The organism is Streptomyces sp. NPDC005791, assembly GCF_042871485.1.
Classification (GTDB): domain Bacteria; phylum Actinomycetota; class Actinomycetes; order Streptomycetales; family Streptomycetaceae; genus Streptomyces.
The window spans coordinates 174,647-201,191 of the sequence record NZ_JBIAIP010000001.1 but is presented as its reverse complement, the minus strand read 5'-3'; the positions used below and the strand labels follow the sequence as shown (position 1 = coordinate 201,191).

The window sequence follows — 26,545 nt, the reverse complement described above, 5'->3', positions numbered from 1 at the left end:
TAGACCCCCAGCCTCACCCGGCCTGGGCCAGCGCCCCACCGGGAGCCTGCGCGCGGTGGCCCGGGGTGCCGGTGGACGTCAGGCCGATACCGATCAGCACCATGCGCAGCGCACGCTCCGAAGCGTCGGCGAGGAACTCCCCGCCGCGGTCGAGCGCCTCGGCCAGCCCCACCGGTGCGGGCAGGATGCCGCTGTACGCGTCGACGCCCGACTGCCGTACCTGCTGGGCGCCTTCACCGATCGTCCCGGCCAGGGCGAGCACCGGACGGCCGAACAGCTTGGCCCGGCGCGCCACCTCGGCGGGCACCTTGCCGCGCGGGGTCTGCCGGTCCAGGGCGCCCTCGGCGGTGATCACGAGGTCGGCGCGGGCGAGCCTCGCGTCGAGGTCGAGGTGGTCGAGCAGCACCTCGAAGCGCGGGAGCAGCCGCGCGCCGAGCGCGGCGAGACCCGCGCCGAGCCCGCCCGACGCACCGGTGCCGGGCCCATGGCGCAGGGCGTCGGGCGCGGCCGCGTCCGGCGCGCCGCACAGGCGGGGGCGTACGTCGCGGGCGAGCACGCCCGCCCAGTGGTCGAGAGCCGCGGACAGCTCCTCGACCTGGAGCGCGGTCGCCCCCTTCTGCGGGCCGAAGACCCGGGCCACTCCCTGCGGCCCGCACAGGACGTTGTACGGATTGCAGGCGACGAGCATCTCCGCCTCGGACAGCCGGGGGTCCAGACCCGAGGCGTCGATGCGCGCGAGGCGACGCAGCGCCCCTCCGCCCGGCGGGATCTCACATCCGTCGGCGTCGAGCAGCCGCGCACCCAGCGCCTGGAGCGCTCCCGCGCCGCCGTCGGACGTCCCCGAGTCCCCGCAGCCCACGAGGATCCGGTGCGCCCCGGCGTCCAACGCGGCGCGGACGAGCTCGCCGACCCCGTACGTCGTCGTGGAGGCCGGGTCACGGCGGTCCGGGGGCACCAGGCCGAGACCTGCCACCGCGGCCATCTCCACCACCGCGGTGCGCGGCCCGCGGGCGGGACCGCCGAGCAGGGCGAAGTGCGTGGCGACCGGCTCACCGACCGGCCCCGTCGCCGTACGGCGCACCAGCCGGCCGCCCGTGGCGGTGGCCAGCGCCTGTGCGGTGCCCTCGCCCCCGTCGACGAGCGGGATGAGGTCGATCTCGGCGTCGGGGACCACACGCAGCAGCCCTTCCGCGATGGCCTGCGCGGCGTCCTGCGCGGACAGGGACTCCTTGAAACCGCTGGGGGCGACGGCGAACCGGTATGTAGCGGACATGACTGCTCCTGAGATGGCAGGTGGAGGTGCGGTGGGAAGGTCGACGGTCAGGGCGCGACGCCGAGCAGCGGCCAGACGCCGAGCGCGAAGAGCAGGACGACCGCCGCGCTCAGCGGCGCCAGTACGGCCGACAGGCGCAGCAGATCGCGCGGGGTGTACGTCGGGACGCCCGGGACGTCCGCGAAGAGGGCCACCGGCTTCGCCGAGGCGGGCAGGGTGTGACAGAACCCGGCGGCGGCGGTGGATGCCAGCGCGGCGGCCACCGGGTTGATCCCGAGCCCCGCCGCGGCCGCCACGACCAGCGGTACGAGCACGCTGGATCGGGCGGAACGCGACTGCAGCACGAGGTGCGCCGCGGTGCTGAGGACGACGACCACCCCCAGGAAGGCCCAGGTGGGCACGCCGGTCCCGGTGGGCAGCCCCGACACGAGCCACTCCGCGGCCCCCGACTGCGAGAGCGCGGCGCCCATCGCCATCGTCGCCGCCATGAACAGCAGCAGCGACCACGGCACCGTCGACAGGGCGTCCTTCAGCCGGACCGTGCCCAGCGCCGGTGACGCGGCGACCACCGCGCCGATCAGCGCGACCAGGGCGGGCGACACGCCGTGCAGCGGCTCGCTGCACCACAGCACCACCACCGTGCCCAGGAGCATCGCGCACCGGGCCTCACCCGGCTCCAGCGGACCGGTCACCGGCTTGTCGCTGTGCCGCTGGATCTCCTCCACGCCGATGCGGACGGGCCCGCGCCGGTCCGCCCGCCCCGTCGTGGTGAGCAGCACCAGCTCCGCCGCGAGATGCGAGGAGACCACGGCCAGCGGCAGCCCCAGCAGCAGCCACTGGGTGAAGCCGACGCGCTGTCCGGTGACCTCCCACAGCACGGAGACCGTGATCAGGTGCGCCCCCGCTCCGATGAGCGTGGCCACCGCCGACAGGAGGATCACCGTGGGAAAGAGCAGCGCCAGCATGACCACCAGCCGCTTGCGGTCGGCCAGCGCCCTGGCCAGGGCCAGGAAGACGGGCAGTGCGAGCGCCGCCCGGCCCGAGGTCGCCGGGACCGCGAACGCGGTCAGCACCAGGGCCGCCGTCGTCAGATGGACCAGCTGGCGCACCGTACGGGCCCCGCCGACGAGGAAGGCCGCCGCCCGGCCCGCGAGTCCGCTGCGCGACACCGCGGCGGCGATCACGAAGGCGCAGATCAGCAGCCAGACGGTGGAGTCGCCGAGGGTCGCGAAAAGGGTGTCGCTGCTGATCACTCCCGCCGCGGCGAGCACGAGACCGGCACCGAGCGCGATGTACGTGTCGTCGACCGCGGTCCCGATCCACGCGCAGGTGGCGACGGCGAACACGAGCAGCGTGATCCGGCCGTCCACATCGAGACCCTCGACGACCCCCGGCACGAGCAGCACCGCACACACGCTCAGCGCGACGCACGCCGTCACTGCCTGTCGGGCGGTCAGCTTCACCTGGGGCTCCTCAACGGGGTGGGTCCGGGCCGGTCCCGGCCCGTGTCACCCAGTCTGCGAAGCCGTGGTGAGCCCCTCATGAGCCGTCCGTGAAGGAAAGTTCATGAACGCGCGGGCCCCGTTCACCGCATCCGGTAGCCCATGCCCCGTACGGTCTCCAGCCGTTCGGCGCCGAGCTTCTTGCGCAGCGCCCGCACATAGACGTCCACGATGTTGGAGCCGGGGTCGAAGTCGTAACCCCACACGTGCGACAGGATCTGCTCACGCGACAGCACCTGGTCGGGGTGGCGCAGGAAGAGTTCGAGCAGGACGAACTCCCGCGCCGTCAGGTCCACGGTGCGTTCGGCGGCCCGGGCGCGCCGGGTGCGCAGGTCGAGCGTGAGGTCGCCGCTGCGCAGCACGGTCACCTCCGGCACCCGGGCCGCGGTGCGCAGCCGGAGCCGTACGCGTGCCAGCAGTTCCTCGAAGCGGAACGGCTTGGTCATCCAGTCGTCCGCGCCGCCCTCGAGGCCGGCCACCGTGTCCCGCACCGAGTCCCGCGCGGTCAGCACGATCACCGGGGACGTCACCTGGGCCTCCCGCACCTCCCGCAGCACCGAGAAACCGTCACGGTCCGGCAGGCCGATGTCCAGGACGATCAGGTCGAAGCCGCCCGTGCACGCGTAGTCGACGGCCGTACGCCCGTCACCGGCGACCGTCGTGGTGAAGCCGTTGGCCCGCAGACCCTTCTCCACGAAGGCGGCGATCCGCTCCTCGTCCTCGACGATGAGAATCCTGCTCACAGTCCGACAGCCTCCACATCAGGTTCCGCTACGGGCGAGCAGGGCAGCAGCAGGACGAAGGTCGCCCCGCCGCCGGGGGTGGCGCGCAGCTCGACGCGCCCCCGGTGACCTTCCGCGATGGCCTTGACGATCGACAGTCCCAGCCCCGCGCCGCTGCCGCGCGAACCGCGCCGGGCGGCCCCGCGGCGGAACCGCTGGAAGATCACCTCGGCGTCCTGCGGCTGTACGCCGGAACCGCTGTCCGCGACGTACAGCTCCACCTCACCGGTGTCCGTCAGCCGTGAACCGATGCGGACGACCGCACCGGGAGCCGTGTGCTGGACCGCGTTCTGCGCGAGCTGCACCATCGCCTGGGTGATGCGCTGCGGGTCGAGCATCGCCCAGCCCTCGGCGCCGCCGTCCAGCTTCCAGTCGCGGCGCCCCAGCGCCCGTACCTTCACGTAGACGTCCGCGGTCAGCTCTGCGAGCTGGACCGGTTCGGGGTGGGTGAAGTCGGAGCGTTCGGCCTTGGCGAGCAGCAGCAGGTCCTCGACGATCCGGCTCATCCGGTCGAGCTCGTCGGTGACCAGCCGCACGGTCTCCTCGCGCTCGGCCGGGTCGTCGCCCATCAGTTCCAGATGGCCGCGCACGATGGTGATCGGGGTGCGCAGCTCGTGCCCGGCGTCGTCGATGAACTGCCGCTGGGTCCCGAAGGCGCGTTCCAGCCGGTCCAGCATCGCGTTGAAGGTCTCGGCGAGAGCCGAGATGTCGTCCCGCCCGTGAACGGGTATACGGCGGGTGAGGTCCTGCTCGGTGAGCTGCGCGGCGGTGGTGCGTACGAGCCGGACCGGCGCGAGTATCCGCCCCGCGACGGCCCAGGCGATGCCGGTGGTCATCAGCAGGGCGACGCCCGAGATGGCGAGCAGGACACGGAAGACGCCGTTCACCACGGCCCGTTCGCCGTCCGCGTGGAAGGCGACCACGAAGGTCCCCTGCGGAGAGCGGTCGCCGGTGCCGACGTCGACCTTCGCCCAGCGGATCTCGCCCTCGGGCCGTTGCAGGGCCCCGGTGCTCTCCGTCGAGCCGGTGATCGTCTTCAGCGACCCGCGGTCCTTGTGGAGGGGCAGCCGGGTGGCTATCTCACGGCTCTGCCGGAGCGTCGAGGGACCGGCTCCCTCGGTGACGACGGCGAGCAGCTCCTCACCGGTGTCCGCGTACTGCCGCTGGAGGTGGACCTCCAGCAGCCGGCGTGGCCCTGCGAAGGGGGCCCCGGTGTCGGGGTCCTTGCCGTGCTCGACGAAGTTCGCGAACTCCTGGGTCTCCTGGGCGAGCAGCGTGCTGATCCGGTGGTCCAGGTCGCCCAGCAGGATGGACCGCGCGGTGGTGGCGACCGCGGCGAGCGCCACGGTCATCACCACCAGCAGCCAGAGCAGGATGCGGACCCGGGCCGATATCCGGTGCCGGGCCGGCAGCGGCTCACCTGTCGTCGTTGCCGTCGTCGTTGCCGTCGGGGGCGCCGGAGGCGGTGTCGTCATCGGTGTCGTCGGCGTCATCGTCGTCCGTGTCGGTGGCGGGTGGCTGCGGGACGACGACGTCGCCCGGCGGCGCCGACGGGGACGCGCTGCCAGGGCCGGGGTCGGCGCTGCTGTCCGGCCCGGGGCCGGCGGTGGTGCCCGGGTCGGGGCTGCCCGAGGGTGAGCCGCGGTCCAGCTCGACCCGGGCGGGCACTTCCGGCCGGGCGGGACTGTCGGCCAGTGCATAGCTCGTCGCGGCTATGCCCAGCGGGATCGCGACGACGGCTGCCAGGGTGGCGATACGGTGCGAGAAGGCCATGCGCAGAGCCTGCCCCCCGTACGCGCGGGCCGGGATGAAGCCGAGATGAAGAAACCTTCATGTGGGCTCCCGCCCGCGCTTCTGGCTCATGCCCCCAACGTAGCCGCCCGGTCACCGCCCCGATGCGGCACACTGGACGTTTGGCCGTTCGCACCCGGGCGGCCACCCCCCGCAGGAAAGGGCCGCCGCGCGTGACCGGACCCCTCATCGTCCAGAGCGACAAGACGCTGCTCCTCGAGGTCGACCACGACCAGGCCGAGGCCTGCCGGCGTGTCATCGCGCCCTTCGCCGAGCTGGAGCGTGCCCCCGAGCACATCCACACCTACCGCGTGACCCCGCTCGGCCTGTGGAACGCCCGCGCCGCGGGCCACGACGCCGAGCAGGTCGTCGACGCGCTCGTGGAGTACTCGCGCTACCCCGTGCCGCACGCGCTCCTCGTCGACATCGCCGAGACGATGGCGCGGTACGGCCGCCTCACCCTGTCCAAGCACCCCGTCCACGGGCTGGTGCTGACGTCCAACGACCGGCCGGTGCTGGAGGAGATCCTCCGCTCGAAGAAGGTCCAGCCGCTGGTCGGCGCGCGCCTCGACCCGGACACCGTGGCCGTGCACCCCTCCGAGCGCGGGCAGATCAAGCAGACGCTGCTGAAGCTGGGCTGGCCGGCCGAGGACCTCGCCGGATACGTCGACGGCGAGGCGCACCCGATCGAGCTGGACCAGGACGGCTGGGCGCTGCGCCCCTACCAGAAGCAGGCCGTCGAGGGCTTCTGGCACGGCGGCTCGGGCGTCGTCGTCCTTCCCTGCGGCGCGGGCAAGACGCTGGTCGGCGCCGGTGCCATGGCCGAGGCAAAGGCGACCACGCTGATCCTGGTCACCAACACCGTCTCCGCCCGGCAGTGGAAGCACGAGCTGGTGAAGCGGACCTCGCTGACCGAGGACGAGATCGGCGAGTACAGCGGTACGCGCAAGGAGATCCGGCCGGTCACCATCGCCACGTACCAGGTGCTGACCACCCGCCGTAAGGGGATCTACCCGCACCTGGAGCTGTTCGACTCCCGCGACTGGGGGCTCGTGATCTACGACGAGGTGCACCTGCTGCCCGCGCCCGTCTTCAAGTTCACCGCCGACCTCCAGGCCCGCCGGCGCCTGGGGCTCACCGCGACGCTGGTGCGCGAGGACGGCCGCGAGTCGGACGTCTTCTCGCTCATCGGGCCCAAGAGGTTCGACGCGCCGTGGAAGGAGATCGAGGCGCAGGGCTACATCGCGCCCGCCGACTGCGTCGAGGTCCGTGTGAACCTCACCGACTCCGAGCGCCTCGCCTACGCGACGGCCGAGGCCGAGGAGAAGTACCGGTTCTGCGCGACGACCGCGACGAAACGGAAGGTCACCGAGGCGCTCGTGCGCAAGCACAGGGGCGAGCAGACCCTCGTCATCGGGCAATACATCGACCAGCTCGACGAGCTCGGTGAGCACCTGGACGCCCCGGTGATCAAGGGCGAGACGAGTAACGCGCAGCGCGAGAAGCTGTTCGAGGCGTTCCGCCAGGGCGAGATCAACGTGCTGGTCGTGTCGAAGGTCGCGAACTTCTCGATCGACCTGCCGGAGGCGACGGTCGCCATCCAGGTGTCCGGGACGTTCGGTTCGCGCCAGGAGGAGGCACAGCGGCTCGGCCGGGTGCTGCGGCCGAAGGCGGACGGGCACGAGGCCCGGTTCTACTCGGTGGTCGCCCGCGACACGATCGACCAGGATTTCGCGGCGCACCGCCAGCGGTTCCTGGCCGAGCAGGGGTACGCCTACCGGATCGTCGACGCGGACGAGCTGCTGACGGAGAGCTGACAGGGACGGGCCCGGCGGGCTCAGCGGTGGCGGCGGACGACGCCCGCCTCCTCCGCGTACTCGCCGAGTACGGCCACACCGAACGCGGTGCGTGTGAAGACAGAGACGGCGCGCACCGCGTCTCCTATGCGGTGGCCGCGTGGGTGACCGGTGGCCGCGGTGGCGCCGTGCGCGGGGCCGGTCCTGCGTGGGTTCAGGTGGACGGTGCTCATGTACTCCATGGTGCTCCGGCGGCCCGCGGCCCTGCATCGGCCGACCGGCCGAGGTGCGGGCCGGGTCAGGTCGGCCGAAAGGCTGATCCCGTCCCCTACGGGTCGGAAGCGGGGCGACGCCGTTATCCGTTCGCCCCTGGGGGCGGCGGTCGATACAATCGCCGGTCTGCCCGCCTCCCGCACGTGGTACCGGCCGGCCCTTCGCGGGGCGAGCGACCGGCAGCCGGGGGAGCGCCGCCGACCGGACGGAAACCGGCCGACAACAGCCGTACGCGCTCCCCGCGTGCGCATCCGTGTGTGAACGTCCCCGAGCGGGCCGGGCGGTGAGCCCGGTCCGCCGTCCTGCGTCGAAAGCCGGAGGCAACACCGTGCCCGCGCACGAAGAGTCAAGCAATCCACTGGTCAGGGAGCGCGCGCATCTGGCCGCGTCCCGTGCCGCGCTGCGCGCCATGCGCGAGGACGTGCAGGCACTCGACATCCGTGATGTCACCGCGAACTGGGTCAACGCCGAGGTCTTGCAGGCGCAGATCGACGACCGCGTCAAAGCACTCGCGGACCTCTCCCACACCCCGCTGTTCTTCGGCCGACTCGACTATCTGCACGAGGTCGGCGCCGAGCAGACGGAGGGCGGATCAGGAGGGGTGGCGCGTAGCGCCCCGGCCGAGGGCGGTGGCGGGCGACGGGAGGGCGAGCAGTTCTACATCGGGCGCCGCCATGTCCACGACGCCCAGGGCGACCCCATGGTCATCGACTGGCGCGCGCCGGTCTCGCAGCCGTTCTACCAGGCCTCCAAAAGAAATCCGCTGGACGTCGACCGCCGCCGCCGCTTCGGCTACACCGGGGGCGAGCTGACCGCGTACGAGGACGAGCGCCTCACCGACCCGACGGAGGCCGAGCAGACCAGCAAGCTCCTCCAGGCGGAGATCGAGCGGCCCCGTGTGGGGCCGATGCGCGACATCGTGGCGACGATCCAGCCGGAGCAGGACGAGATCGTCCGGAGCGGCCTCGGCGGTACGGTCTGCGTCCAGGGAGGGCCCGGTACCGGGAAGACGGCCGTCGGTCTGCACCGTGTCGCCTACCTCCTGTACGCGCACCGCGAGCGCCTCGCCCGCACCGGCACGCTCGTCGTCGGCCCGAACCGGTCGTTCCTGCACTACATCGAGCAGGTGCTGCCCGCGCTGGGCGAGCTGGAGGTGCAGCAGGCCACCGTCGAGGACCTGGTGGCGGCGCGCGTCGAGGTGCGGGGCACGGACGAGTCCGCCGCCGCGGTGGTCAAGGGCGACGCGCGGATGGCGGAGGTCCTGCGGCGGGCGATCCGCTCGCACGTGACGCTGCCGACGGAACCGGTCGTGGTGGTGCGAGGCTCCCGCCGCTGGCGGGTCCCGGCCTACGAAGTCGAGCAGATGGTGGGCGAGTTGCTGGCCCGGGACATGCGGTACGGAGCCGCCCACGAGGCACTTCCGCAGCGCATCGCGCACGCCGTCCTCGTACGGATGGAGGAGGCAGGCGAAGCCCCGGACGACCGGGTGCAGAACGCGGTGGCGCGCAACCCGGCGGTGAAGGCGGCCGTGAAGGCGGTCTGGCCGGCGGTGGACCCGGCGAAGCTGGTGCTGCGGCTCCTCACGGACACGGAGTTCCTGGCCGCGCACGCGGAGGGGCTCCTCACCGAGGACGAGCAGAAGCAGATCGTCATGACCAGGCCCGCCCGCAGCGTGAAGTCGGCGAAGTGGACGGCGGCGGACGCGGTCCTGATCGACGAGGCCGCCGATCTGGTCGCCCGGACGCATTCGCTGGGCCATGTCGTCATCGACGAGGCCCAGGACCTGTCCCCGATGCAGTACCGCGCGGTCGGCCGCCGCTGTTCGACCGGCTCGGCGACGGTGCTCGGCGACCTGGCGCAGGGTACGACGCCGTGGTCGACGCGGAGCTGGGAGCAGGCGCTGTTCCACCTGGGCAAGCCGGACGCCCTGGTCGAGGAGCTGACGGCCGGTTTCCGTGTGCCGCGCGAGGTGATCGCATACGCCTCCCGTCTGCTCCCCGCGATCTCGCCGGGCCTCGCCCCGGTGGAATCGGTGCGTGAGACGCCCGGCTCCCTCGCCGTACGTGCGGTGGCGGCGCCGGAGGAGCTGGACGCCGCGGTGGTCGCGGCGTGCGAGGAGTCGCTGCGCCACGAGGGCTCGATCGGCCTGATCGCCGCCGACGCCCGCGTCCCCTCCCTGTCGGCGGCCCTCGCGGCGGCCGGCCACAGCTGTCTCTCCCCCGGCGAGGAGACCACGGCGCAATCCCGGCTGACCCTGGTCCCGGCCTCGCTGGCCAAGGGCCTGGAGTACGACTACGTCGTCCTGGACGAACCGGCGGCCGTGGTCGACGGCGAACCCGACGAACGCACGGGCCTGCGCCGCCTGTACGTGGCCCTGACCCGCGCGGTCTCCGGCCTCGTGGTCCTCCACGCGGCGCCGCTGCCGGAGCGACTCGGCTAGCGGGTCCGGTACGCCCGAGGTCAGGCGGGCAGGCGGGCAGGCGGGCAGGTCAGGCGATCACGTGACCGCCGTGACCACGACGGCGGCGGTGACCGCCACCAGCGCCGCCTGCATGGTGCGTATCGCCGCACGGACGTCGTCGCCCACCCCATGGCCCTCCGCGATCTCTTCCATGCGCGGCCGCACCTCCCGCGCCGGCACCTCGGGGAACGCGAGATGGTGGAGCTTCGCGGCGTGTATCAGGGCGATGAGGCCGGCCGACCGGTCGTCCGGATCCGCGCCACGCAGCACCACCGAGGCCAGGCGTTCACGCAACTCCGCCTCGGTCGTCCCGTCGGCCTCGGGATAGCGGCGCACCGGGAAGAGGCCCAGCACCTTGCGCTGCTCCTCGGTCACCAGGCCACGTACCCGCAGGCTGTCGATCGTGGCGCCGACCGCCTTGCCACGCTCCCGCGTCAGCCACTCCGTGGCTCTGGGCGGTTTGCTCTTCTTCGCCGTCCAGGCGTCGATCAGACCGAGCCGCTCGTCGAGCAGGGGTACACCGGTGGGCGTGCGGTCGGTCACCGAAAGCCGGCCGTCGTCCACCGACAACCGCCGCGCCAGGACCAGCTCGAGCAGGGTGCCGCCCGCGACCGCCCATCCGGCGGCCTCCCGGCTTTTGGCCGCTCCGGTCTCGTCGTCGAGAGAAAGCAGCATGATCTCTTCGCCCAGCGTGACCGGCATGAATCCACTCCCCGTTCGTTTGCTTACTCCTAGTGACGACCGGGGATGGCGATCAGTTCCCGTCATCCCCTGAAGCTTCGCCGCGAGTTGCGGCAGTCGCCGCGCGGGGCGTTTACAGACCACCCGGTGCGCGCTACGTTTTTGGGAGCGCTCCCATGAGCTCTTCTCCCCCACCCGCACGCCATGACGCCACGTCCCCGACCGGGCCGGGAACGGCCCGGCACTCCCCTGTCAGGTGCTCGGCGTTCCAAGCGCGCGGGCGGGCCGCACGGATCATCTGCCCCACCGGAGAATCCCGAAGGAGATCAACCTCATGCCCCTGCGAAACACCATCCGGAGAACGGCCAAGCCGCCCGCGCCTCGCGCGCTGGGCCTCCTGGGAGCCGGCCTCCTGGCCCTCACCCTGGCCGGTCTGCCCACCCCCGCGTCCGCCCACGGCGTCGCCATGGAGCCGGGCTCGCGCAGCTACCTGTGCTACAAGGACATGATCGCGAGCGGGAACCAGACCCCGTCCAACCCGGCCTGTGCCGCAGCGGTCGCACAGACCGGCACCACACCGCTGTACAACTGGTTCGGCGTCCTGGACTCCAACGGCGGCGGGCGGACCACGGGTTACATCCCCGACGGCGAGCTCTGCAGCGGCGGCCACAACGGCCCGTACAACTTCTCCTCGTACAACGCGGCCCGCAGCGACTGGCCGACGACGCACCTCACCGCGGGGTCCACCACCCAGGTGAAGTACAGCAACTGGGCCGCCCACCCGGGCAGGTTCGACGTCTACGTCACCAAGGACGGCTGGTCCCCCGGCAAGCGCCTGGCCTGGAGCGACCTGACGCTCACGCAGACCGTGAACAACCCGCCGCAGGCGGGTGGCGCGGGCTCGGACGGCGGCAACTACTACTGGAACCTCCAGCTGCCGCAGGGCAAGACCGGCAAGCACATGATCTTCATCCACTGGATCCGCTCGGACAGCCAGGAGAACTTCTACTCCTGTTCCGACGTCGTCTTCGACGGCGGCGACGGCGAGGTCACCGGCATGAACGGCAGTCGGATGTCGGCGGACGAGCTGGCGGCAGCGGCGGAGAAGTCCGGCGGCCGGGCCGCACCGGTCCACGCGGAGCACGCCGGGCACGCCGCCGAGGTCGGTGAGGCCGACCTGGTGGCCTCCGCCCAGGACTCCTCGGCCGGTTACCTGCCCGCGGCGACGGCCCTCTCCCTGACCGGTGCCGCCCTGATGTTCGCCGCGGGGGCGGTGGCCCAGACCCGACGCCGCCGCCGGCAGGCCGAACAAAACCACTGAGGGCGCAACGTCGACCCCGGGGCGGCACCCACCGGCCCGGGGTCACGACCCGCGTGCACGGTGGATCCGCCTCACCCGTCCAGGGCTTCGCGCCACGCCCGTACCGCCGCGGCGTCGACCGGGCCGCTCCAGCCGCCCGGCCGTGCCGCCCCTCCGATGTGGAAGGCCTCGATGCCCGCCGCACGCAGGGGCGGCAGATGGTCCAGACGCAGGCCACCGCCCACCATGATCTGCGGTTCGTAACCCGGCAGGTCGGAGCGCGACGCTTCGGCGAGCAGGGTCTCCATGCCCGCGTCGACGCCCTTCTCCGAGCCCGCCGTGAGGTAGGTGTCCAGCCCCGGAAGATCGGCGAGGTGCTTGCGCAGGACGTCGCGGTCGGCCGCGCGGTCGATGGCGCGGTGGAAGGTCCACCGGCAGCCGTTCAGTTCGGCGACGAGCCGCTCGACGGCCACCAGGTCGGCGTGACCGTTCTGGTCGAGGAAGCCGAGGACGAACTCCTCCGCACCGGCGGCGCGCATCGCCCGGGCCTTCTCCACGAGGACGGCGATGTCACCGGCCGCGAACCCGTCCGCGACCCTGAGCATGACCCGCAGCGGGATGTCCACGGCGGCCTTGATCTCCGCGAAGACCGCCACCGGCGGGGTCAGGCCGTCGGCCGCCATGTCGGTGACCAGTTCGAGGCGGTCCGCACCACCCGCCTGCGCCGCGACCGCGTCCTCCGCGTCGAGAGCGATCACCTCCAGGACTGCACGGTTGCTCATGGTGTTCCCATCCTTCGGAGCGGCTACGGACTACAGGTCTAGTCCAATAACCAGACTACGGGCCCCGCACCCGCGGCGCAGCTCCTCCCCGGCTCCTCCTCCGTGGAGACGCGCGCGTGAGACGCGCGAGGCCGCGGCGGCGTCCGCGGGAGGGACGCGCGCCGCGGCCTCGAGGGTCACGGGGTACGGGGACGTCAGGGCTGGAGCGGCATCGACCAGCAGTTGGACGCGGCCTTCTCGCCGGAGAGGCGATCGGTCATCCAGGAGATGGCACTGCCCTGGTCGGTGAGGTAGGGGGCGAGGTGGTTGGTGAGGATCTTGTCGCCGAGGTTGGGCAGCAGGACGGCCTCGTACGTCACGTCGGCGCCCTTGCGGCACCAGTCCACCGCGAGCTGCCTGGCCTGCGCGTGCCCCACGATGTCGTCGTGCACCCCGGTCGCCAGCCGCACCGGGGCGGCCGGCTTCAGGTTGCCGATGCGCTGCTGGGCGAGGACCTTCCGCAGCTTCGGTTCGGCGGCGATGACGTCGGCGAGCGAGGTGCCGTCGGCGGTCCACTTCGTGCTGCTGGTGAAGGCGTGACCGAGGATCGCGTCGCCCACGCACATCGTCGAGGTGTCCTTCAACGCGGCCTTGCCGACGTCGTTCGTGCGCGCGTCGATCACCGCCTTCAGGGACGGGTCGGTCTGGGCGAAGCCGTTGATCGACCAGCCCAGCGCACCGGCCAGGGCGCTGCCGTCGATGCCCTTCATGACCTCGGTGAGGTCGGCGGGCGGCGCCCCGGCATAGGCGCCGGCCAGATTGACGTCGGGGGCGTACGACGGCTGCAGCTCGGCCGCCGCCGCGCTGGCGCCGCCGCCCTGGCTGTAGCCGTAGAGGCCGACGCGCGATTCGGGGGTGAGCGAGGTGCCGGTGACGGAGCGCGCCGCGCGGGCCGCGTCCAGCAGGGCGTGGCCCTCGTCGACTCGATTGACGTAGGTGTGGAGCCGGTCGGTCGTGCCGAGGCCCACGTAGTCGGTGACGACGACGGCGGCACCGGCGGCGAGGAACCGGTAGACCGCGAGGTTGTCGTAGCCGATGGACACCGTGCCCTCGCCGATGGTCAGCGGGTGCTGGAGCGACAGCGAGGGGGCGCACTGGTCGCCCTGGCCCATGGTCCCCGAGGCGAGCGCCACCAGCGGCCGGGGACCTCTGCCCTTCCACGCGGCGGCGGGTTCGATGTACGCGCCGGTGACGGCGACGGGTCCGCCGGCCGCGTCGGTGGACTTGTACATCAGCCGCGTCGCGGTGCCGGGCAGCCGGCGGCCGTCGAGGCCGGGGAGGCTCAGCCCGAGGGGCAGCGGCTCCGTGCGTACGAGGGATCCGTCGGCGGCGGGCAGCCGCGCCGGCGGGTCGTAGAAGGCGGGGATGGTCACACCCCGGGAGACCACCGGCTCCGCCCCGGCGGATCCGGTGGCCGAGGCCGGCAGGGCCGCAGCGCCCAGGCAGGTGACGACGACCACGGACGCGGCCAGCAGGCGCCCCGTACGGCGTCCCCGCCGACGGGGTTCCAGGAGGTGGGGGGTGTTCGCGGTCGAGCTCGAACGGGTGGTCCTGCGCAGGATCACGGCTCACTCCTCGCTCTGCTCCGATGAGGTCAGCAAGCTAACACCGAGGCGTTACTAGAGGTAACGCATCGGTAAGTTACGCTTCGGTAACGTAAGGTCCCGTGTGCGGCCGGCCCGGCGCCGCGCCGTCACGCCCGTACGAACCGCACCGGCGTCCCGGGGACCGCCTGCGCCGCATCCGCCAGCGCGGCTTCGGCGACCACGCCCACGACCGGGTAACCCCCCGTCGTCGGATGGTCGTTGAGGAACACCAGGGGGAGCCCGTCCGGCGGCACCTGGACGGCCCCCAGCACCATGCCCTCGCTGGGCAGTTCGCCGTCCCGGGAGCGTCGTAGCGCAGGGCCCTCCGTGCGCAGCCCGATGCGATTGCTCCGCTCCGAGACCCGGTACGCGGCGGTGGTGAGCGTGCGCAGGGCCCCGTCCGTGAACCAGTCGTCGCGCGGGCCCGGATGCAGCGGCAGCACCAGCCCGGCGGGTGCGCCGGGCCAGGGCACGGGCTCGACGACCGGCGCGGCACCCGCAGGGCCCAGCGGCAGCAGGTCGCCCTCACGCAGGACCGGCGGGCCGAGCCCCGAGAGCAGGTCGGCGGACCGGCTGCCGAGCACGGGCTCGGGCACCAGCCCACCCGCGAACGCCAGGTAACCGCGCAGCCCGTGCACCGCGGGCCCGGCCTCCAGCACCGCGCCCGCGGGAACCCGGACGGGAGCTCCCCACGCGGCCGGACGGCCGTCCACCGTGACCCGGCACCCCGCCCCGCCGACGACGGCGACCACCGGCCGGGCGCCGGTCACCCGGACCGCGCACCCCGTGAGCGTGGTCTCCAGCACCGCCGCGTCCGGCGTGTTGCCGACGAGCCGGTTGGCCAGCCGCCGCGCCGGCCCGTCCAGCGCCCCCGCCCGGGGCACACCCAGGTGCGCCCAGCCGGTACGGCCCTCGTCCTGCACCGTGGTCAGGGCGCCCGCCCGGACCACTTCGAGCCCCGGGCTCATCCGCGCACCCCCACCGGTACGAAGCGCACGCGCGCCCCGGGGCCGAGCAGTGCCGCCGGTTGGCGCCCCGGGTCCCAGAGGGCCTCCGGCTCGGGCATCCGGCCGATGAGCTGCCAGCCGCCGGGCGACGGACGCGGATAGACCCCGGTGTACGGCCCGGCGAGGGCCAGCGAACCGGCAGGCACGCGGGTCCGTGGCGTGGCCCGGCGCTCCACGCTCAAGTGCGCGGGCAGGCCCGTCAGATAGCCGAAGCCCGGCGCGAACCCGCAGAAGGCCACCCGGAATTGCGTACGCGCGTGGATGCGCGGCACCTCCTCCACGGCCACACCCCAGGCCTCGGCCACCTCGGCGAGGTCCGGACCGTCGTAGACGACGCGTATCTCGACGGTCCCCCCCGCCCCCCGGCTCGGCGGAGGTACGGTCCACGACCTCAGCCGGCCCGCGAGCGTGGGGTCCTCCACCCCGTCCAGCAGCACCGTCCGGGCACCGGGGACGATCTCGCGTACGCCGGGCAGCTCCCCGGACGTCCGGCGACGGAGCAGTTCCGCGTGGAAGGCCTCGGTGTCCTCGCCGGAGCCGAACTCCACCAGCAGGGCGCGTGGCCCGGCCGTCAGCACCCGGAGGCCGCTCACGCGAACGCCCGTACGCACACGCCGGCTTCCTCCAGGGCCGTCCGGACCCGGAGGGCGAGTACCGCGGCCCCCGGGGTGTCCCCGTGGACGCACAACGACCGCGCGGCGACCGCTATCCGGCTGCCGTCCACCCCGGTCACGGCCCCGTCGACGGCCATGCCGACACTGCGGCGTACGACCTCGTCGGCATCGTGCACCACCGCGCCCGCCTCGCCCCGTGGCACGAGCGTGCCCTGCGGGGTGTACGCCCGGTCCGCGAAGGCCTCCTCGACGGCGGTCAGCCCCGCTGCCTGCGCATGGGCGAGCAGCCGCGAACCGGGCAGACCGAGCACCGCCGGACGGCCGCCCGCCAGCAGCACACCCGCCACCACGGCGGCGGCCTGCTCCTCGTCACGGACGACACGGTTGTAGAGGGCGCCGTGCGGTTTCACGTAGGAGACGGTGGAGCCCGCCGCCTCCGCGAAGACCCGCAGTGCGCCGATCTGGTAGGCGATCTCGGCGGTGAGCTCGGCCGCCGGTACGTCCATGGCGCGCCGCCCGAATCCGGCCAGGTCGCGGTAGGAGACCTGCGCCCCGATACGTACGCCCCGCTCCGCCGCCGTGTCGCAGACCCGCCGCATCACGGAGGCGTCTCCCGCATGGAAGCCGCAGGCCACGTTGGCGCTGGTGACACAGGTCAGCAGCGCCTCGTCCTCGGTGAGGGTCCAGCGTCCGAACCCCTCCCCCAGGTCCGCGTTGAGGTCCATCGGCCGCGCCGGGCGCGTCACACTCGTCAGATCCGTCACGGGCGCACGTTAGCGATTGTTCAACAATCCGACAAGGGTCCGGCCGTCGCCTGAGACACTCGTACGGTTTCACTGGACACCGGGCACGGCCGGGCGCGACAGGCAGGGGACGGGGCATGGCGGGGACGACGAACGGCGGGCGGACCGGCGGCACACCGGATCTCTCGGAACTGGCGGCGCACAGCGCCTCCCTGGAACGGTCCGGCACGGCCGAGCGGGTCGCCGCCGTGCTGCGGGACCGGATCACCGAGGGGTACTTCCCGCCGGGCAGCCGGCTGTCCGAGGAGAGCATCAGCGGCGCCCTGGCCGTGTCCCGCAACACGCTGCGCGAGGCATTCCGCCTGCTGTCGCACGAACGCCTCCTGGAGCACCGGCTCAACCGGGGCGTCTTCGTCCGCATCCTGGCGGTGGACGACCTGGTCGACATCTACCGGGTGCGGCTCCTCGTCGAGTGCGCGGCCCTGCGCACCCTGGGCGAGCCTCCGTTCGGCGTGACGGCGGTCGAGGCGGCGGTGTCGACGGGCGAGCAGGCCGCGCTCCAGGACGACTGGCCCGCCTGCTCCACCGCCAACATCCGCTTCCACCAGGCGCTGGCCGGCCTGGCGGACAGCCCCCGCACCGACGAACTGATGCGCAACGTCCTGGCCGAACTGCGGCTCGCCTTCCACGTGATGGACGACCCCCGCCGCTTCCACGAGCCCTATCTCACCCGCAACCGCGAGATCACGGACAGGCTCGCCAAGGGGGACGCGGTCGGAGCCGAGCGGATGCTCGCCTTCTACCTGGAGGATTCCCTCCGCCAGCTGGCGGAGGCATACGCGCAGCGTCTCACCGAGCGGTAGCCCCGGATCGTTCCATGCTCCCTGCCCCGTCCCCCCACTCCCGAAGGGCCCGCACGTCACTCACACCTGCGCATACGCAGACAACGCGCCCATCACTCCACCCTTCGGAACCGACCGGCATGGCCGGGTCGGAGGGCCGTGCACGCGGGGCGTACGCCCTACCCTCGGCGTATGAGCGACAGCGCCCCCGACACATCCGCGAGCGGCACCTCCGTAGGCCCGCACACCGCCGGCGCACTCCGTGGCCGCTGGCGCGAGGCCCTGCTCGCCGCGCGCGGCGGTACGGACCGCGGGCCCGACCCCGACCCGTACGCCGACGCCCTCCTCGCGCGCTGGGCCGAGCCCCAGCGGCGCTACCACACCACCGCTCATCTGACGCAGGTCCTCGACCGCGTCGACAGCCTGGCCGGTCACGCCGCCGACCCGGACCTGGTGCGCCTCGCCGTCTGGTTCCACGACGCGGTCTACCGACCCGACCGCTCCGAGAACGAGGAGCGCAGCGCCGCCCTCGCCGAGCGGGCCCTGCCCGAGGCGGGTGTCCCGGCCTCGGCGACGGCCGAGGTCGCCCGACTGGTCCGGCTCACCGTCACCCACGACCCCGCGGCCGGCGACACCAACGGCGCGGTGCTGTGCGACGCGGACCTCGCGATCCTGGCGGCGGCCCCCAAGGAGTACGCGGCGTACGCGGCGCAGGTTCGGGACGAGTACGGCTTCGTCCCGGACGACGCGTTCCGCGCGGGCCGGTCGGCCGTCCTGCGGCAGCTGCTGGAGCTGCCCCGGCTGTTCCGTACACCCCACGGTTCGGCGGAGTGGGAACCAAGGGCCCGGCAGAACCTCACCACCGAACTGGACCTGCTCACCCACTGAGACAAGGGAATGGCAGGGCGGTAACCACTGTTACCCATTGTCATGCCTGATTCCGTCCCCCCTGTCCCCTCCGCCCCCACCGCCTCCGGCCGACCCCGTATGCCGATGGCCGTCTACATCCTCGGCCTCTCGGTCTTCGCCCTCGGCACCAGTGAATTCATGCTGTCCGGGCTGCTGCCGCCCATCGCCGACGACATGGACGTGTCGATCCCGCAGGCCGGGCTCCTCATATCGGCCTTCGCGATCGGCATGGTGGTCGGCGCGCCGCTGCTGGCCGTCGCCACACTGCGGCTGCCACGCCGTACGACGCTCATCGCGCTGATCTCGGTCTTCGGTCTCGGCCAGGTCGCGGGCGCGCTGGCTCCGACGTACGAGGTGCTGTTCGTCTCGCGGGTGGTGAGTGCGCTGGCGTGCGCCGGTTTCTGGGCGGTGGGCGCGGCGGTGGCCATCGCGATGGTGCCGGTGAACGCGCGGGCCAAGGCGATGGCCGTGATGATCGGCGGGCTGTCGATCGCCAATGTGCTGGGTGTACCGCTGGGCGCGTTCCTGGGGGAGAGCTTCGGCTGGCGTTCGGCGTTCTGGGCGGTCGGCGCGGCCTCGGCCGTGGCACTGGTCGGCGTCGTCACCCGTATCCCCCGCATTCCGCTGCCGGACGAGAAGCCGCAGCTCAAGCGGGAAGTGGCGATCTACCGGGACCGGCAGGTGTGGCTGTCCATCGTGATCACGGCTCTCGCGGCCGGCGGTGTGTTCTGCGCCTTCAGCTATCTCGCGCCGCTGCTGACCGATGTGGCGGGGCTGAGCTCGGGCTGGGTGCCCTGGGTGCTCGCGCTGTTCGGCGTCGGCGCGGTGATCGGTACGACGATCGGCGGCCGGGTCGCGGACGCGCACCTCTTCGGTGTGCTGCTGAGCGGCATCAGCGCCTCGACGGTCTTCCTGGTGGCACTCGCCCAGTTCGCGTCGAACCAGGTCGCGGTGATCATCCTGGCGTTCCTGCTCGGGCTGTCCGCGTTCTACACCGCCCCGGCGCTGAACGCCCGCATGTTCAACGTCGCGGGCGTCGCGCCGACGCTGGCCGGTGCGACGACGACGGCCGCGTTCAACCTGGGCAACACGAGCGGCCCGTGGCTGGGCGGTGCGGTGATCGACGCGGACTTCGGCTTCCGGGCAACGGCCTGGGCGGGCGCCGCGATGCTGGTGCTGGGCCTGGTGGCCGTGACGGTGTCCCTGCGGCTGGGCGGCGACGGCAAGCCGTCGCGCCGCATCGCGACGAGCACACCGGCGCCCCTCGGCGAGGGGCAGGTCACCCCGGGGCGGGCCGTCCCTTCGGCCGCCGCAGCCCCGCGTCGGTGAGCCGGCGCACGATCTCCTTCGACCCGACCTCCCGCGCCCCGGCGCGCACCGCGTCCGCGTAACGCGCCTCGGGCACGTCGTAGTGGTCGCGCTCGAAGGCGCGGGGCGGGCAGCCGATCGTGGCGGCGAAGGTGTGGAGTTCCTCGAACGACACATCGCTGACCAGGTGCGACCACATCCGGCCGTGCCCGGGCCAGGTCGGCGGGTCGATGTAGACGGTCACCGGCCGAACACCTCGGCGAGCGACCCGACCGGGGCGACGGACACCGTCGCCTTCGTGCAGACCCAGTGGGGATCGGGGCCGAGCTCCGGCTCGACGTCCAGGGCGTGCGGCCCGTCGTCCGTGCACACCGGGCACAACGGCCAACGCCCGTGCTGCTCCAGGAGCGCGTCCTGGACGTCCTGCGCCACGAGCCCCGTGACGAAGGACACACCTTCGGGCCACTGCTCGACCCACCACCGCCGGTGGGCGACCGCGTCCTCGACCATCGAGACGATCCCGGCCTCGGCCACATCACCCGCGACGAGATCGGCCATCACCAGCGCACGCGCGGTGTGCAGCTCCTGCTCAAGGCTGTTCAACTCCATGCCCCCATTGTCCCCCGCCCGGGTGACCCCGAGCCGGGTCGCCGGGGAGCCACGGACACCAGGAACGGGCATATCACCCACTTCCCTGCCCCCGATCCCCCAACGACCGATGAGGGATTGACGGGGCGCAAGGTTGGAAATAACTTTCAAGGGTGACCAATGACGTGAAGGAAAGTTTCAAGGCCGACTCGCCGCCCGCCCCTGCCGCCCTCGCCGCGAAGGTGCGGACCCTCGCTCCGTCCATGACCCGTTCCATGCAGCGGGTCGCCGAAGCGGTCGCGGGTGACCCCGCCGGGTGCGCCGCCCTCACCGTCACCGGTCTCGCCGAGCTCACCGGCACCAGCGAGGCGACCGTCGTCCGCACGGCCCGCCTCCTCGGTTACCCGGGCTACCGGGACCTGCGGCTCGCGCTCGCGGGGCTCGCCGCCCACCAGCAGTCGGGCCGGGCGCCCGCCGTCACGGCCGACATCGCGGTCGACGACCCCATCGCGGACGTGGTCACCAAGCTCGCGCACGACGAGCAGCAGACCCTCGCCGACACGGCCGCCGGCCTGGACACGGTGCAGCTCGGGGCGGCCGTGGCCGCCGCCGCGACCGCGCGCCGCATCGACATCTACGGCGTCGGCGCGTCCTCCCTCGTCGGCCAGGACCTGGCGCAGAAGCTGCTCCGGATCGGCCTCATAGCCCACGCGCACATGGACCCGCACCTCGCGGTGACCAACGCGGTGCAGCTCCGCTCCGGGGACGTGGCCATCGCGATCACGCACTCCGGGTCCACCGGTGACGTCATAGAGCCGCTCCGGGTCGCCTTCGACCGTGGCGCGACGACGGTCGCGATCACCGGCCGGCCGGACGGACCGGTCTCGCAGTACGCCGACCACGTGCTGACCACGTCCACCGCCCGGGAGAGCGAGCTGCGGCCCGCCGCCATGTCGAGCCGCACGAGCCAACTCCTCGTCGTCGACTGTCTGTTCATAGGAGTCGCCCAGCGGACGTACGAGACGGCCGCCCCCGCACTGTCCGCCTCGTACGAGGCGCTCGCCCACCGCCACACCCCCCGCAGCCGCTGACCACGGCAGCACCCGGAACCGTACGAGAACGAGCACGAGAAAGCAGAGCGCTGTCCATGACCTCCACCACCGACGCGAACGCCGACGCCGGCGCCTCCACCCCCGACGGCTACGGCGAACTGCGCGCCCAGCTCGCCACCCTCACCACCGAGGCGTTCCGACCGGAGTTCGCCGAGATCGACCAGCTGCCGACACGGGAGATAGCCCGCATCATGAACGGCGAGGACACGACCGTCCCCGCCGCCGTCGCCGAGAAGCTGCCGCAGATCGCCGCCGCGATCGACGCCACCGCCGAGCGCATGGCGCGGGGCGGCCGGCTGATCTACGCGGGCGCCGGCACCGCCGGCCGGCTCGGTGTGCTCGACGCCAGCGAGTGCCCGCCCACCTTCAACACCGACCCGTCCGAGGTCGTCGGCCTGATCGCGGGTGGCCCGTCCGCCATGGTGAAGGCCGTGGAGGGCGCCGAGGACAGCACGGAACTGGCCGCCGCCGACCTGGACGGGCTGGACCTGACCGCCGACGACACAGTGGTCGGGATCTCCGCCTCCGGCCGCACGCCGTACGCCGTCGGGGCCGTCGAGCACGCCCGTACGAAGGGCGCCCTCACCATCGGTCTCAGCTGCAACGCGGACTCCGCGCTCGCCGAAGCGGCCGAGCACGGGCTGGAGATCGTCGTCGGCCCCGAGCTGCTCACCGGCTCCACCCGTCTCAAGGCGGGCACGGCGCAGAAGCTCGTCCTGAACATGCTGTCGACGATCACGATGATCCGGCTCGGCAAGACGTACGGGAACCTCATGGTCGACGTACGCGCTTCCAACGAGAAGCTGCGCGCCCGCTCCCGCCGGATCGTCTCCCTCGCCACCGGGGCCTGCGACCAGGAGATCGAGGCGGCGCTCGCCGCCACGGACGGCGAGGTGAAGGACGCCATCCTCACGATCCTCGGCGGAGTCGACGGCCCCACGGCCGCCACGCTCCTCGCCGAGTCCCACGGCCACCTCCGCGCGGCACTCGCGGCCGTCCGCACCACCTGACGCTCCACTCCCCGCACAGCAAGGCACCACGCACCATGGCTACTGAAGACAAGAACCGCGCCACTGCCGCCGCGATCCTGCCGCTCGTCGGTGGCGCTGCGAACGTCGACTCGATCGCCCATTGCATGACCCGGCTCCGGCTGGGCCTGCACGACCGTTCCCTCGTCGACGACGAGGCCCTCAAGGCGGTCCCCGCCGTGATGGGCGTGGTCGAGGACGACACCTACCAGATCGTCCTCGGCCCGGGCACCGTCGCCCGGGTCACCCCCGAGTTCGAGCAGCTGGTCGAGGAGGGCCGGGCGGCCGAGCCCGCGCCCGTCCACACGGCCGAGGAGCTGGCCGACAAGGGTGCGGCCATCAAGGCGCAGCGGAAGGCGAAGAACTCCACCCCGTTCAAGCTGTTCCTGCGCAGGATCGCGAACATCTTCGTCCCGCTGATCCCCGCCCTGATCGGCTGCGGCATCATCGCCGGCCTCAACGGCCTGCTGGTGAACCTCGGCCGGCTGACTTCGGTGACCCCCGCCCTCGCGGCGATGGCCTCCGGGTTCATGGCCCTGATCGCGGTCTTCGTGGGTCACAACACGGCGAAGGAGTTCGGCGGGACGCCGATCCTCGGCGGAGCGGTCGCGGCGATCATCGTCTTCCCTGGCGTCGCGAACATCGACGCCTTCGGCCAGACGCTCTCCCCGGGCCAGGGCGGCGTCCTCGGCGCCCTCGGTGCGGCGGTCCTCGCGGTGTACGTCGAGAAGTGGTGCCGCCGTTGGGTGCCGGAGGCGCTGGACGTCCTGGTCACCCCGACGCTCACGGTGCTGATCTCCGGCCTCGTCACGATCTTCGGCCTGATGTACGTGGCCGGTGAGGTCTCCTCCGCCATCGGTACGTTCGCCGACTGGCTGCTCTCCACGGGCGGCGCGGGCGCGGGCTTCCTGCTCGGCGGCTTCTTCCTGCCCCTGGTGATGCTGGGCCTGCACCAGGCCCTGATCCCGATCCACACGACGCTGATCGAGCAGCAGGGCTTCACGGTCCTGCTCCCGATCCTCGCGATGGCCGGGGCCGGCCAGGTCGGCGCGGCGGCCGCGGTCTACCTCCGCCTTCCCCGCAACGAGTCGATCCGCAGGACCATCAGGTCCGCCATGCCCGCGGGCCTGCTGGGCGTGGGCGAACCCCTGATCTACGGCGTCTCGCTCCCGCTGGGCCGCCCGTTCGTCACGGCCTGTGTGGGCGGCGCGTTCGGCGGTGGCTTCGTGGGGCTGTTCAACCAGCTCGGCGACTCGGTGGGCTCGACAGCCATCGGCCCGTCGGGCTGGGCCCTGTTCCCGCTGCTGGACGGAAACCACGGCCTCGGGTCGACGATCGCGATCTACGCGGGCGGCCTGCTCGTCGGTTACGTCGCGGGCTTCGCCGCCACGTACTTCTTCGGCTTCAGCAAGGCGCTGCTGACGGAGTTCGACGTCTCGCCGGAACCGGCCCCGTCACCGGCTCCGGCGGGCCCGTCCACCGGCCCGGCCGCCGCAGCCTCCGGAGACACCTCGGCGAAGGAGCCGGCGGGCGTCTGACCGGCCGCCGGCCGGCTCCCGGGCGGTCACGAGAAGCACGCAGGATTCTTCGCACGAACACCTGTGTGTAGGAAATGGATTGCCGGGCACCAGATGTCTCGGAGGTTGATAACAATGGTTCCCCTGCTTCTCGTTCTTCTGCTCGCTCTGATCCTTTTCGGTGCCGGTTTCGCACTCAAGGCACTGTGGTGGATCGCGGTGATCGTGCTCGTGGTGTGGCTTATCGGATTCTTCGTCCGTCCGGCAGCCGGCGGCGGCAAGCGCGGCCGGTGGTACCGCTGGTAAACGGCCTCGACCAACACTGACGCGGGTGGCTCAGGACCTTTCGGTTCCTGAGCCACCCGCCTTTCTTTCTACGTGCGCCGAATTCACCTCGATGCGGACGGAAAAGGTGCGGGCGTCGCATGGGGACGCAGAACACGTTTCCTACGAGGCGACAGACCGATGCGTCGGGACGAGTCACGCGCGCGGCGCCGGGCCTCGCCCTCAGGACAGGCGCGGGGCCGGGAAGTCGGCGGTGAGCAGGGTGACGTCGAAGGGATCGGGCAGCGTGAGCGGCTTCCCGAAGGGCACGGCGTCGGAGTGCTTGTACGTTCCGTCCTCGTTCGGCTCCGTGAAGAGCGTTGCCATCGCCCCTCGCATGTCGAACCGGTCGATGAGCAGGTACATCGGGACCCCTGCCCGCGCATAGGCGCGGTACTTCTTCGTCCTGTCCTCCCGAGCGTTCCCCTTGGAGGTGATCTCGACGATCAGCAGGGCCTCCGACGCGTCCAGCGGGTCGCTGGTCTCCGGGTCGGCGGCTGCGATCAGCTCCGTCGGCATCACGACGAGGTCGGGCACGTAGAGCTTGTCGAGCGGCGCGACATGCACACCGAGGGTCTGGTAGATCCCCAGTTCACCGGTGAGGCCCCTGTAGAGAAGACGCTGCACCCTTTCGGCGATGCCGTTGTGGTGCGCATGAGGCGGCGGTACCAAGACGATCTGGCCTTCGTCGATCTCGGCGCGCCACCCCTCGGGCACGTCCAATTCCTGCCAGGTCCGCAGCAGGTAGTCCCACGGGCGGCCTTCAGAGTCCTGATCGTTCTCGACCATCGCGGCGGTCATCGCAGGCCCCTCCTCCTGTGGCCACGCCCGGGAGCATAGATCGACGTTCGTACGGCATCCGCCGTTTCCCTCAGCCTCCCACGATCGTGTGGAGCACGCACCGATCCAAGGCGCGGGTATGGAACGGAAAAGCGAGGGCAGCCGAAGTACTGAGCGGCATTCATCCTCATCGCGATGAGTTCGCCGTGCCGGATGAACCGACGAGGAAGGAGCCATTTCATGAGCGACAACCTGTGGGGCTACCAGCCTACGAGCGGTCACACCGCGGGCGCCGATCTGACCGGATTCTCGGTCGAGGCGACGGACGGAAGCATCGGCAAGGTCGACAAGCACTCCGACGAGGTGGGCTCCGCCTACCTGGTCGTCGACACCGGGGTCTGGATCTTCGGCAAGGAGGTCCTGCTTCCGGCAGGCACGGTCAAGGGCATCGACCTGGAGCACAAGACGGTGTTCGTCGACCTGACCAAGGACCAGATCAAGGACTCCCCGGAGTTCGACAGGCACAAGCACGCGGGTGACCCCGGCTATCACGCCCAGGTCGGCAGCTACTACGACCGCTACCGCATCATGTGATCCTGACGCACCATCGCTCAGAGGCCGGGTCGGCTCCTTCCACGGAGCCGGCCCCGCCGTCGTCGGTGCTCCGGCCACGGGCCCGGCGGGAGAGCCGACAGCCACCCGACCCCTGCGCTCCGGCACGGTCGCCGCCTTCCTGGAGTGGGGCCCGGACAACACCTACGCCGCGTACGTCGCCGGGCTCCTCGCCCCGATCGCCGCCGCCCTGCTGCTGACCGGCGCCCTGGCCCTCCCGCCGGCGTACGCCGTCCTCACGGTGCTCCACCTGCGGCCGACCCCCCGCGACCGTGTCACGGCAGCCGCCCCTCCCAGTTGATCTCCCGCACCCGGGCCCGCAGGACGAGCCCCGGCGGGGCCGGCCGGACGGCCTCCGGCGGGCAGTCCCACTCCGCTCCGCCGCCCGGCGGGCGCAGCTGTACGTTGGGCCCGACACGGCCCATCACCCGGCCCACCCTGCCGTCCCGTCCGTCCATCGCGAACGTTCCGGGCGCGGGTGTGCACGGCTCCAGCCCTTCAACCGTCATGTGCGGCCTTCGCCTCGAGTTCAGTGGCCAGCCGCAGCGCCGTCTCGATCGAGCACCGGCCGAGGTCGACGAGCGGCACCGGCTCGTCCCCCGCGCACGACACCGGGTCGATCCGCAGCGACGGCAGTTTCACGCCGATCCCCGCGAGTCCCGCCCGCAGCCGCGCCACCGCGTCCTCCGCAGCCCGCACTCTGCCCGCTGCCTCTTTGCGCCGTTCCGTAGCCGTCATCATGATCTCCCCCATTTCCACGCTGCGTAGTGGCTATGCATACTCAGCGTGGCCAATTCCTCGTCACGGGGGCGGATGCGCGGGTTCTCGCGCCCCGCACGCGCATCGACGTCACCGCCTCGAGCACCCGTGACGACCGCGGGGGCAACGACTTTCG

The 26,545-nt window shown here is 72.3% G+C and carries 29 protein-coding genes; 12 read left to right on the top strand and 17 right to left on the bottom strand.

The genetic code is table 11. The features are described 5' to 3' along the window. Positions 1–13: 13 nt before the first annotated feature. From ACFYSH_RS01035 to ACFYSH_RS01015, 5 genes are all read right to left on the bottom strand, one after another. On the bottom strand, positions 14–1,273 hold the full coding sequence (locus tag ACFYSH_RS01035) for a glycerate kinase (RefSeq protein ID WP_388750114.1): 1,260 nt from the start codon (positions 1,271–1,273) through the stop codon (positions 14–16). 47 nt (positions 1,274–1,320) lie between these two features. Then, positions 1,321–2,736 carry an SLC13 family permease gene (locus ACFYSH_RS01030; RefSeq protein WP_388750111.1) on the bottom strand — a complete coding sequence of 472 codons (1,416 nt, stop codon included), beginning with the start codon at positions 2,734–2,736 and terminating at the stop codon, positions 1,321–1,323. 122 nt (positions 2,737–2,858) lie between these two features. Beyond that, positions 2,859–3,518, bottom strand: coding sequence for a response regulator transcription factor (locus ACFYSH_RS01025; RefSeq protein WP_359465507.1), 660 nt, complete (start codon positions 3,516–3,518; stop codon positions 2,859–2,861). Beyond that, positions 3,515–5,032 carry a sensor histidine kinase gene (locus ACFYSH_RS01020; RefSeq protein WP_388750108.1) on the bottom strand — a complete coding sequence of 506 codons (1,518 nt, stop codon included), beginning with the start codon at positions 5,030–5,032 and terminating at the stop codon, positions 3,515–3,517. Before ACFYSH_RS01020 ends, ACFYSH_RS01025 begins: the two co-directional genes overlap by 4 nt. Continuing rightward, positions 4,974–5,330 carry a hypothetical protein gene (locus tag ACFYSH_RS01015; RefSeq protein WP_359465511.1) on the bottom strand — a complete coding sequence of 119 codons (357 nt, stop codon included), beginning with the start codon at positions 5,328–5,330 and terminating at the stop codon, positions 4,974–4,976. The genes ACFYSH_RS01020 and ACFYSH_RS01015 overlap by 59 nt, the downstream gene beginning before the upstream one ends. 191 nt (positions 5,331–5,521) lie before the next feature. Here ACFYSH_RS01015 and ACFYSH_RS01010 point away from each other — a divergent pair, with 191 nt between their 5' ends. Next, complete coding sequence (locus ACFYSH_RS01010) at positions 5,522–7,165, top strand: DNA repair helicase XPB (RefSeq protein WP_359465512.1); 1,644 nt, start codon at positions 5,522–5,524, stop codon at positions 7,163–7,165. Between the two features lie 20 nt (positions 7,166–7,185). On the opposite strand, the gene ACFYSH_RS01005 is transcribed toward ACFYSH_RS01010, so the two are convergent. Continuing rightward, positions 7,186–7,377, bottom strand: a complete 192-nt coding sequence (locus ACFYSH_RS01005; protein ID WP_359465514.1) for a hypothetical protein — start codon at positions 7,375–7,377, stop codon at positions 7,186–7,188. 368 nt (positions 7,378–7,745) lie between these two features. Here ACFYSH_RS01005 and ACFYSH_RS01000 point away from each other — a divergent pair, with 368 nt between their 5' ends. After that, on the top strand, positions 7,746–9,857 hold the full coding sequence (locus ACFYSH_RS01000) for a HelD family protein (protein WP_388750103.1): 2,112 nt from the start codon (positions 7,746–7,748) through the stop codon (positions 9,855–9,857). A 57-nt stretch (positions 9,858–9,914) separates the two neighbouring features. Here ACFYSH_RS01000 and ACFYSH_RS00995 read toward each other — a convergent pair whose 3' ends face one another. Continuing rightward, positions 9,915–10,580: a GPP34 family phosphoprotein gene (locus ACFYSH_RS00995; protein WP_388750100.1), complete on the bottom strand. Its 666-nt coding sequence runs from the start codon at positions 10,578–10,580 to the stop codon at positions 9,915–9,917. A gap of 313 nt (positions 10,581–10,893) precedes the next feature. Between ACFYSH_RS00995 and ACFYSH_RS00990 the strand changes: the two genes are divergently transcribed. After that, complete coding sequence (locus tag ACFYSH_RS00990) at positions 10,894–11,880, top strand: lytic polysaccharide monooxygenase (RefSeq protein ID WP_388750096.1); 987 nt, start codon at positions 10,894–10,896, stop codon at positions 11,878–11,880. A gap of 71 nt (positions 11,881–11,951) precedes the next feature. Here ACFYSH_RS00990 and ACFYSH_RS00985 read toward each other — a convergent pair whose 3' ends face one another. From ACFYSH_RS00985 to ACFYSH_RS00965, 5 genes are all read right to left on the bottom strand, one after another. Further along, the gene (locus tag ACFYSH_RS00985; protein WP_359465520.1) at positions 11,952–12,641 is read right to left on the bottom strand and encodes a copper homeostasis protein CutC; all 690 of its coding nucleotides are present in this window, start codon (positions 12,639–12,641) and stop codon (positions 11,952–11,954) included. Positions 12,642–12,835: 194 nt separating this feature from the next. Further along, complete coding sequence (locus tag ACFYSH_RS00980) at positions 12,836–14,239, bottom strand: lipase family protein (RefSeq protein WP_388750832.1); 1,404 nt, start codon at positions 14,237–14,239, stop codon at positions 12,836–12,838. A 134-nt stretch (positions 14,240–14,373) separates the two neighbouring features. Continuing rightward, positions 14,374–15,234 carry a biotin-dependent carboxyltransferase family protein gene (locus ACFYSH_RS00975; protein WP_388750093.1) on the bottom strand — a complete coding sequence of 287 codons (861 nt, stop codon included), beginning with the start codon at positions 15,232–15,234 and terminating at the stop codon, positions 14,374–14,376. Further along, entirely contained in the window at positions 15,231–15,866 is a 636-nt protein-coding gene (locus ACFYSH_RS00970; RefSeq protein ID WP_388750090.1) for an allophanate hydrolase subunit 1, read from the bottom strand. The genes ACFYSH_RS00975 and ACFYSH_RS00970 overlap by 4 nt, the downstream gene beginning before the upstream one ends. Continuing rightward, positions 15,863–16,612 (bottom strand): 5-oxoprolinase subunit PxpA, encoded by a 750-nt coding sequence (locus ACFYSH_RS00965; RefSeq protein WP_359465614.1) that lies wholly within the window; start codon positions 16,610–16,612, stop codon positions 15,863–15,865. The genes ACFYSH_RS00970 and ACFYSH_RS00965 overlap by 4 nt, the downstream gene beginning before the upstream one ends. A 155-nt stretch (positions 16,613–16,767) precedes the next feature. On the opposite strand from ACFYSH_RS00965, the gene ACFYSH_RS00960 reads away from it, so the two are divergent. The 3 genes from ACFYSH_RS00960 (at position 16,768) to ACFYSH_RS00950 (ending at position 19,710) form a co-directional block, all read left to right on the top strand. After that, complete coding sequence (locus ACFYSH_RS00960; protein WP_388750087.1) at positions 16,768–17,493, top strand: GntR family transcriptional regulator; 726 nt, start codon at positions 16,768–16,770, stop codon at positions 17,491–17,493. A gap of 171 nt (positions 17,494–17,664) precedes the next feature. Further along, positions 17,665–18,360, top strand: coding sequence for a hypothetical protein (locus tag ACFYSH_RS00955; RefSeq protein ID WP_359465529.1), 696 nt, complete (start codon positions 17,665–17,667; stop codon positions 18,358–18,360). 99 nt (positions 18,361–18,459) lie between these two features. Next, positions 18,460–19,710, top strand: coding sequence for a Cmx/CmrA family chloramphenicol efflux MFS transporter (locus ACFYSH_RS00950; protein WP_388750830.1), 1,251 nt, complete (start codon positions 18,460–18,462; stop codon positions 19,708–19,710). On the opposite strand, the gene ACFYSH_RS00945 is transcribed toward ACFYSH_RS00950, so the two are convergent. Beyond that, entirely contained in the window at positions 19,661–19,933 is a 273-nt protein-coding gene (locus ACFYSH_RS00945) for a DUF4031 domain-containing protein (protein ID WP_359465530.1), read from the bottom strand. The two genes, ACFYSH_RS00950 and ACFYSH_RS00945, sit on opposite strands and share 50 nt — an antisense overlap. Next, complete coding sequence (locus tag ACFYSH_RS00940) at positions 19,930–20,298, bottom strand: hypothetical protein (protein WP_359465532.1); 369 nt, start codon at positions 20,296–20,298, stop codon at positions 19,930–19,932. The genes ACFYSH_RS00945 and ACFYSH_RS00940 overlap by 4 nt, the downstream gene beginning before the upstream one ends. A 152-nt stretch (positions 20,299–20,450) precedes the next feature. On the opposite strand from ACFYSH_RS00940, the gene ACFYSH_RS00935 reads away from it, so the two are divergent. From ACFYSH_RS00935 to ACFYSH_RS00920, 4 genes are all read left to right on the top strand, one after another. Continuing rightward, positions 20,451–21,368 (top strand): MurR/RpiR family transcriptional regulator, encoded by a 918-nt coding sequence (locus ACFYSH_RS00935; RefSeq protein ID WP_359465534.1) that lies wholly within the window; start codon positions 20,451–20,453, stop codon positions 21,366–21,368. A 56-nt stretch (positions 21,369–21,424) separates the two neighbouring features. After that, positions 21,425–22,399, top strand: a complete 975-nt coding sequence (gene murQ / locus ACFYSH_RS00930; RefSeq protein ID WP_388750082.1) for an N-acetylmuramic acid 6-phosphate etherase — start codon at positions 21,425–21,427, stop codon at positions 22,397–22,399. Positions 22,400–22,434: 35 nt separating this feature from the next. Beyond that, the gene (locus ACFYSH_RS00925; RefSeq protein ID WP_388750079.1) at positions 22,435–23,955 is read left to right on the top strand and encodes a PTS transporter subunit EIIC; all 1,521 of its coding nucleotides are present in this window, start codon (positions 22,435–22,437) and stop codon (positions 23,953–23,955) included. Between the two features lie 114 nt (positions 23,956–24,069). Further along, positions 24,070–24,240, top strand: a complete 171-nt coding sequence (locus tag ACFYSH_RS00920; RefSeq protein ID WP_031093367.1) for a hypothetical protein — start codon at positions 24,070–24,072, stop codon at positions 24,238–24,240. Between the two features lie 201 nt (positions 24,241–24,441). On the opposite strand, the gene ACFYSH_RS00915 is transcribed toward ACFYSH_RS00920, so the two are convergent. Next, positions 24,442–25,059, bottom strand: a complete 618-nt coding sequence (locus ACFYSH_RS00915; RefSeq protein ID WP_388750076.1) for a Uma2 family endonuclease — start codon at positions 25,057–25,059, stop codon at positions 24,442–24,444. 219 nt (positions 25,060–25,278) lie between these two features. On the opposite strand from ACFYSH_RS00915, the gene ACFYSH_RS00910 reads away from it, so the two are divergent. Together ACFYSH_RS00910 and ACFYSH_RS00905 are read left to right on the top strand one after the other, a co-directional pair. Continuing rightward, entirely contained in the window at positions 25,279–25,632 is a 354-nt protein-coding gene (locus tag ACFYSH_RS00910; protein WP_359465542.1) for a PRC-barrel domain-containing protein, read from the top strand. Next, the gene (locus tag ACFYSH_RS00905) at positions 25,574–25,951 is read left to right on the top strand and encodes a hypothetical protein (RefSeq protein ID WP_388750072.1); all 378 of its coding nucleotides are present in this window, start codon (positions 25,574–25,576) and stop codon (positions 25,949–25,951) included. Before ACFYSH_RS00910 ends, ACFYSH_RS00905 begins: the two co-directional genes overlap by 59 nt. Here ACFYSH_RS00905 and ACFYSH_RS00900 read toward each other — a convergent pair. Then, positions 25,926–26,159 (bottom strand): hypothetical protein, encoded by a 234-nt coding sequence (locus ACFYSH_RS00900; protein WP_359465546.1) that lies wholly within the window; start codon positions 26,157–26,159, stop codon positions 25,926–25,928. The genes ACFYSH_RS00905 and ACFYSH_RS00900 overlap by 26 nt on opposite strands. Beyond that, positions 26,149–26,391 (bottom strand): hypothetical protein, encoded by a 243-nt coding sequence (locus ACFYSH_RS00895; protein ID WP_388750069.1) that lies wholly within the window; start codon positions 26,389–26,391, stop codon positions 26,149–26,151. The genes ACFYSH_RS00900 and ACFYSH_RS00895 overlap by 11 nt, the downstream gene beginning before the upstream one ends. Between the last annotated feature and the right edge of the window lie 154 nt (positions 26,392–26,545).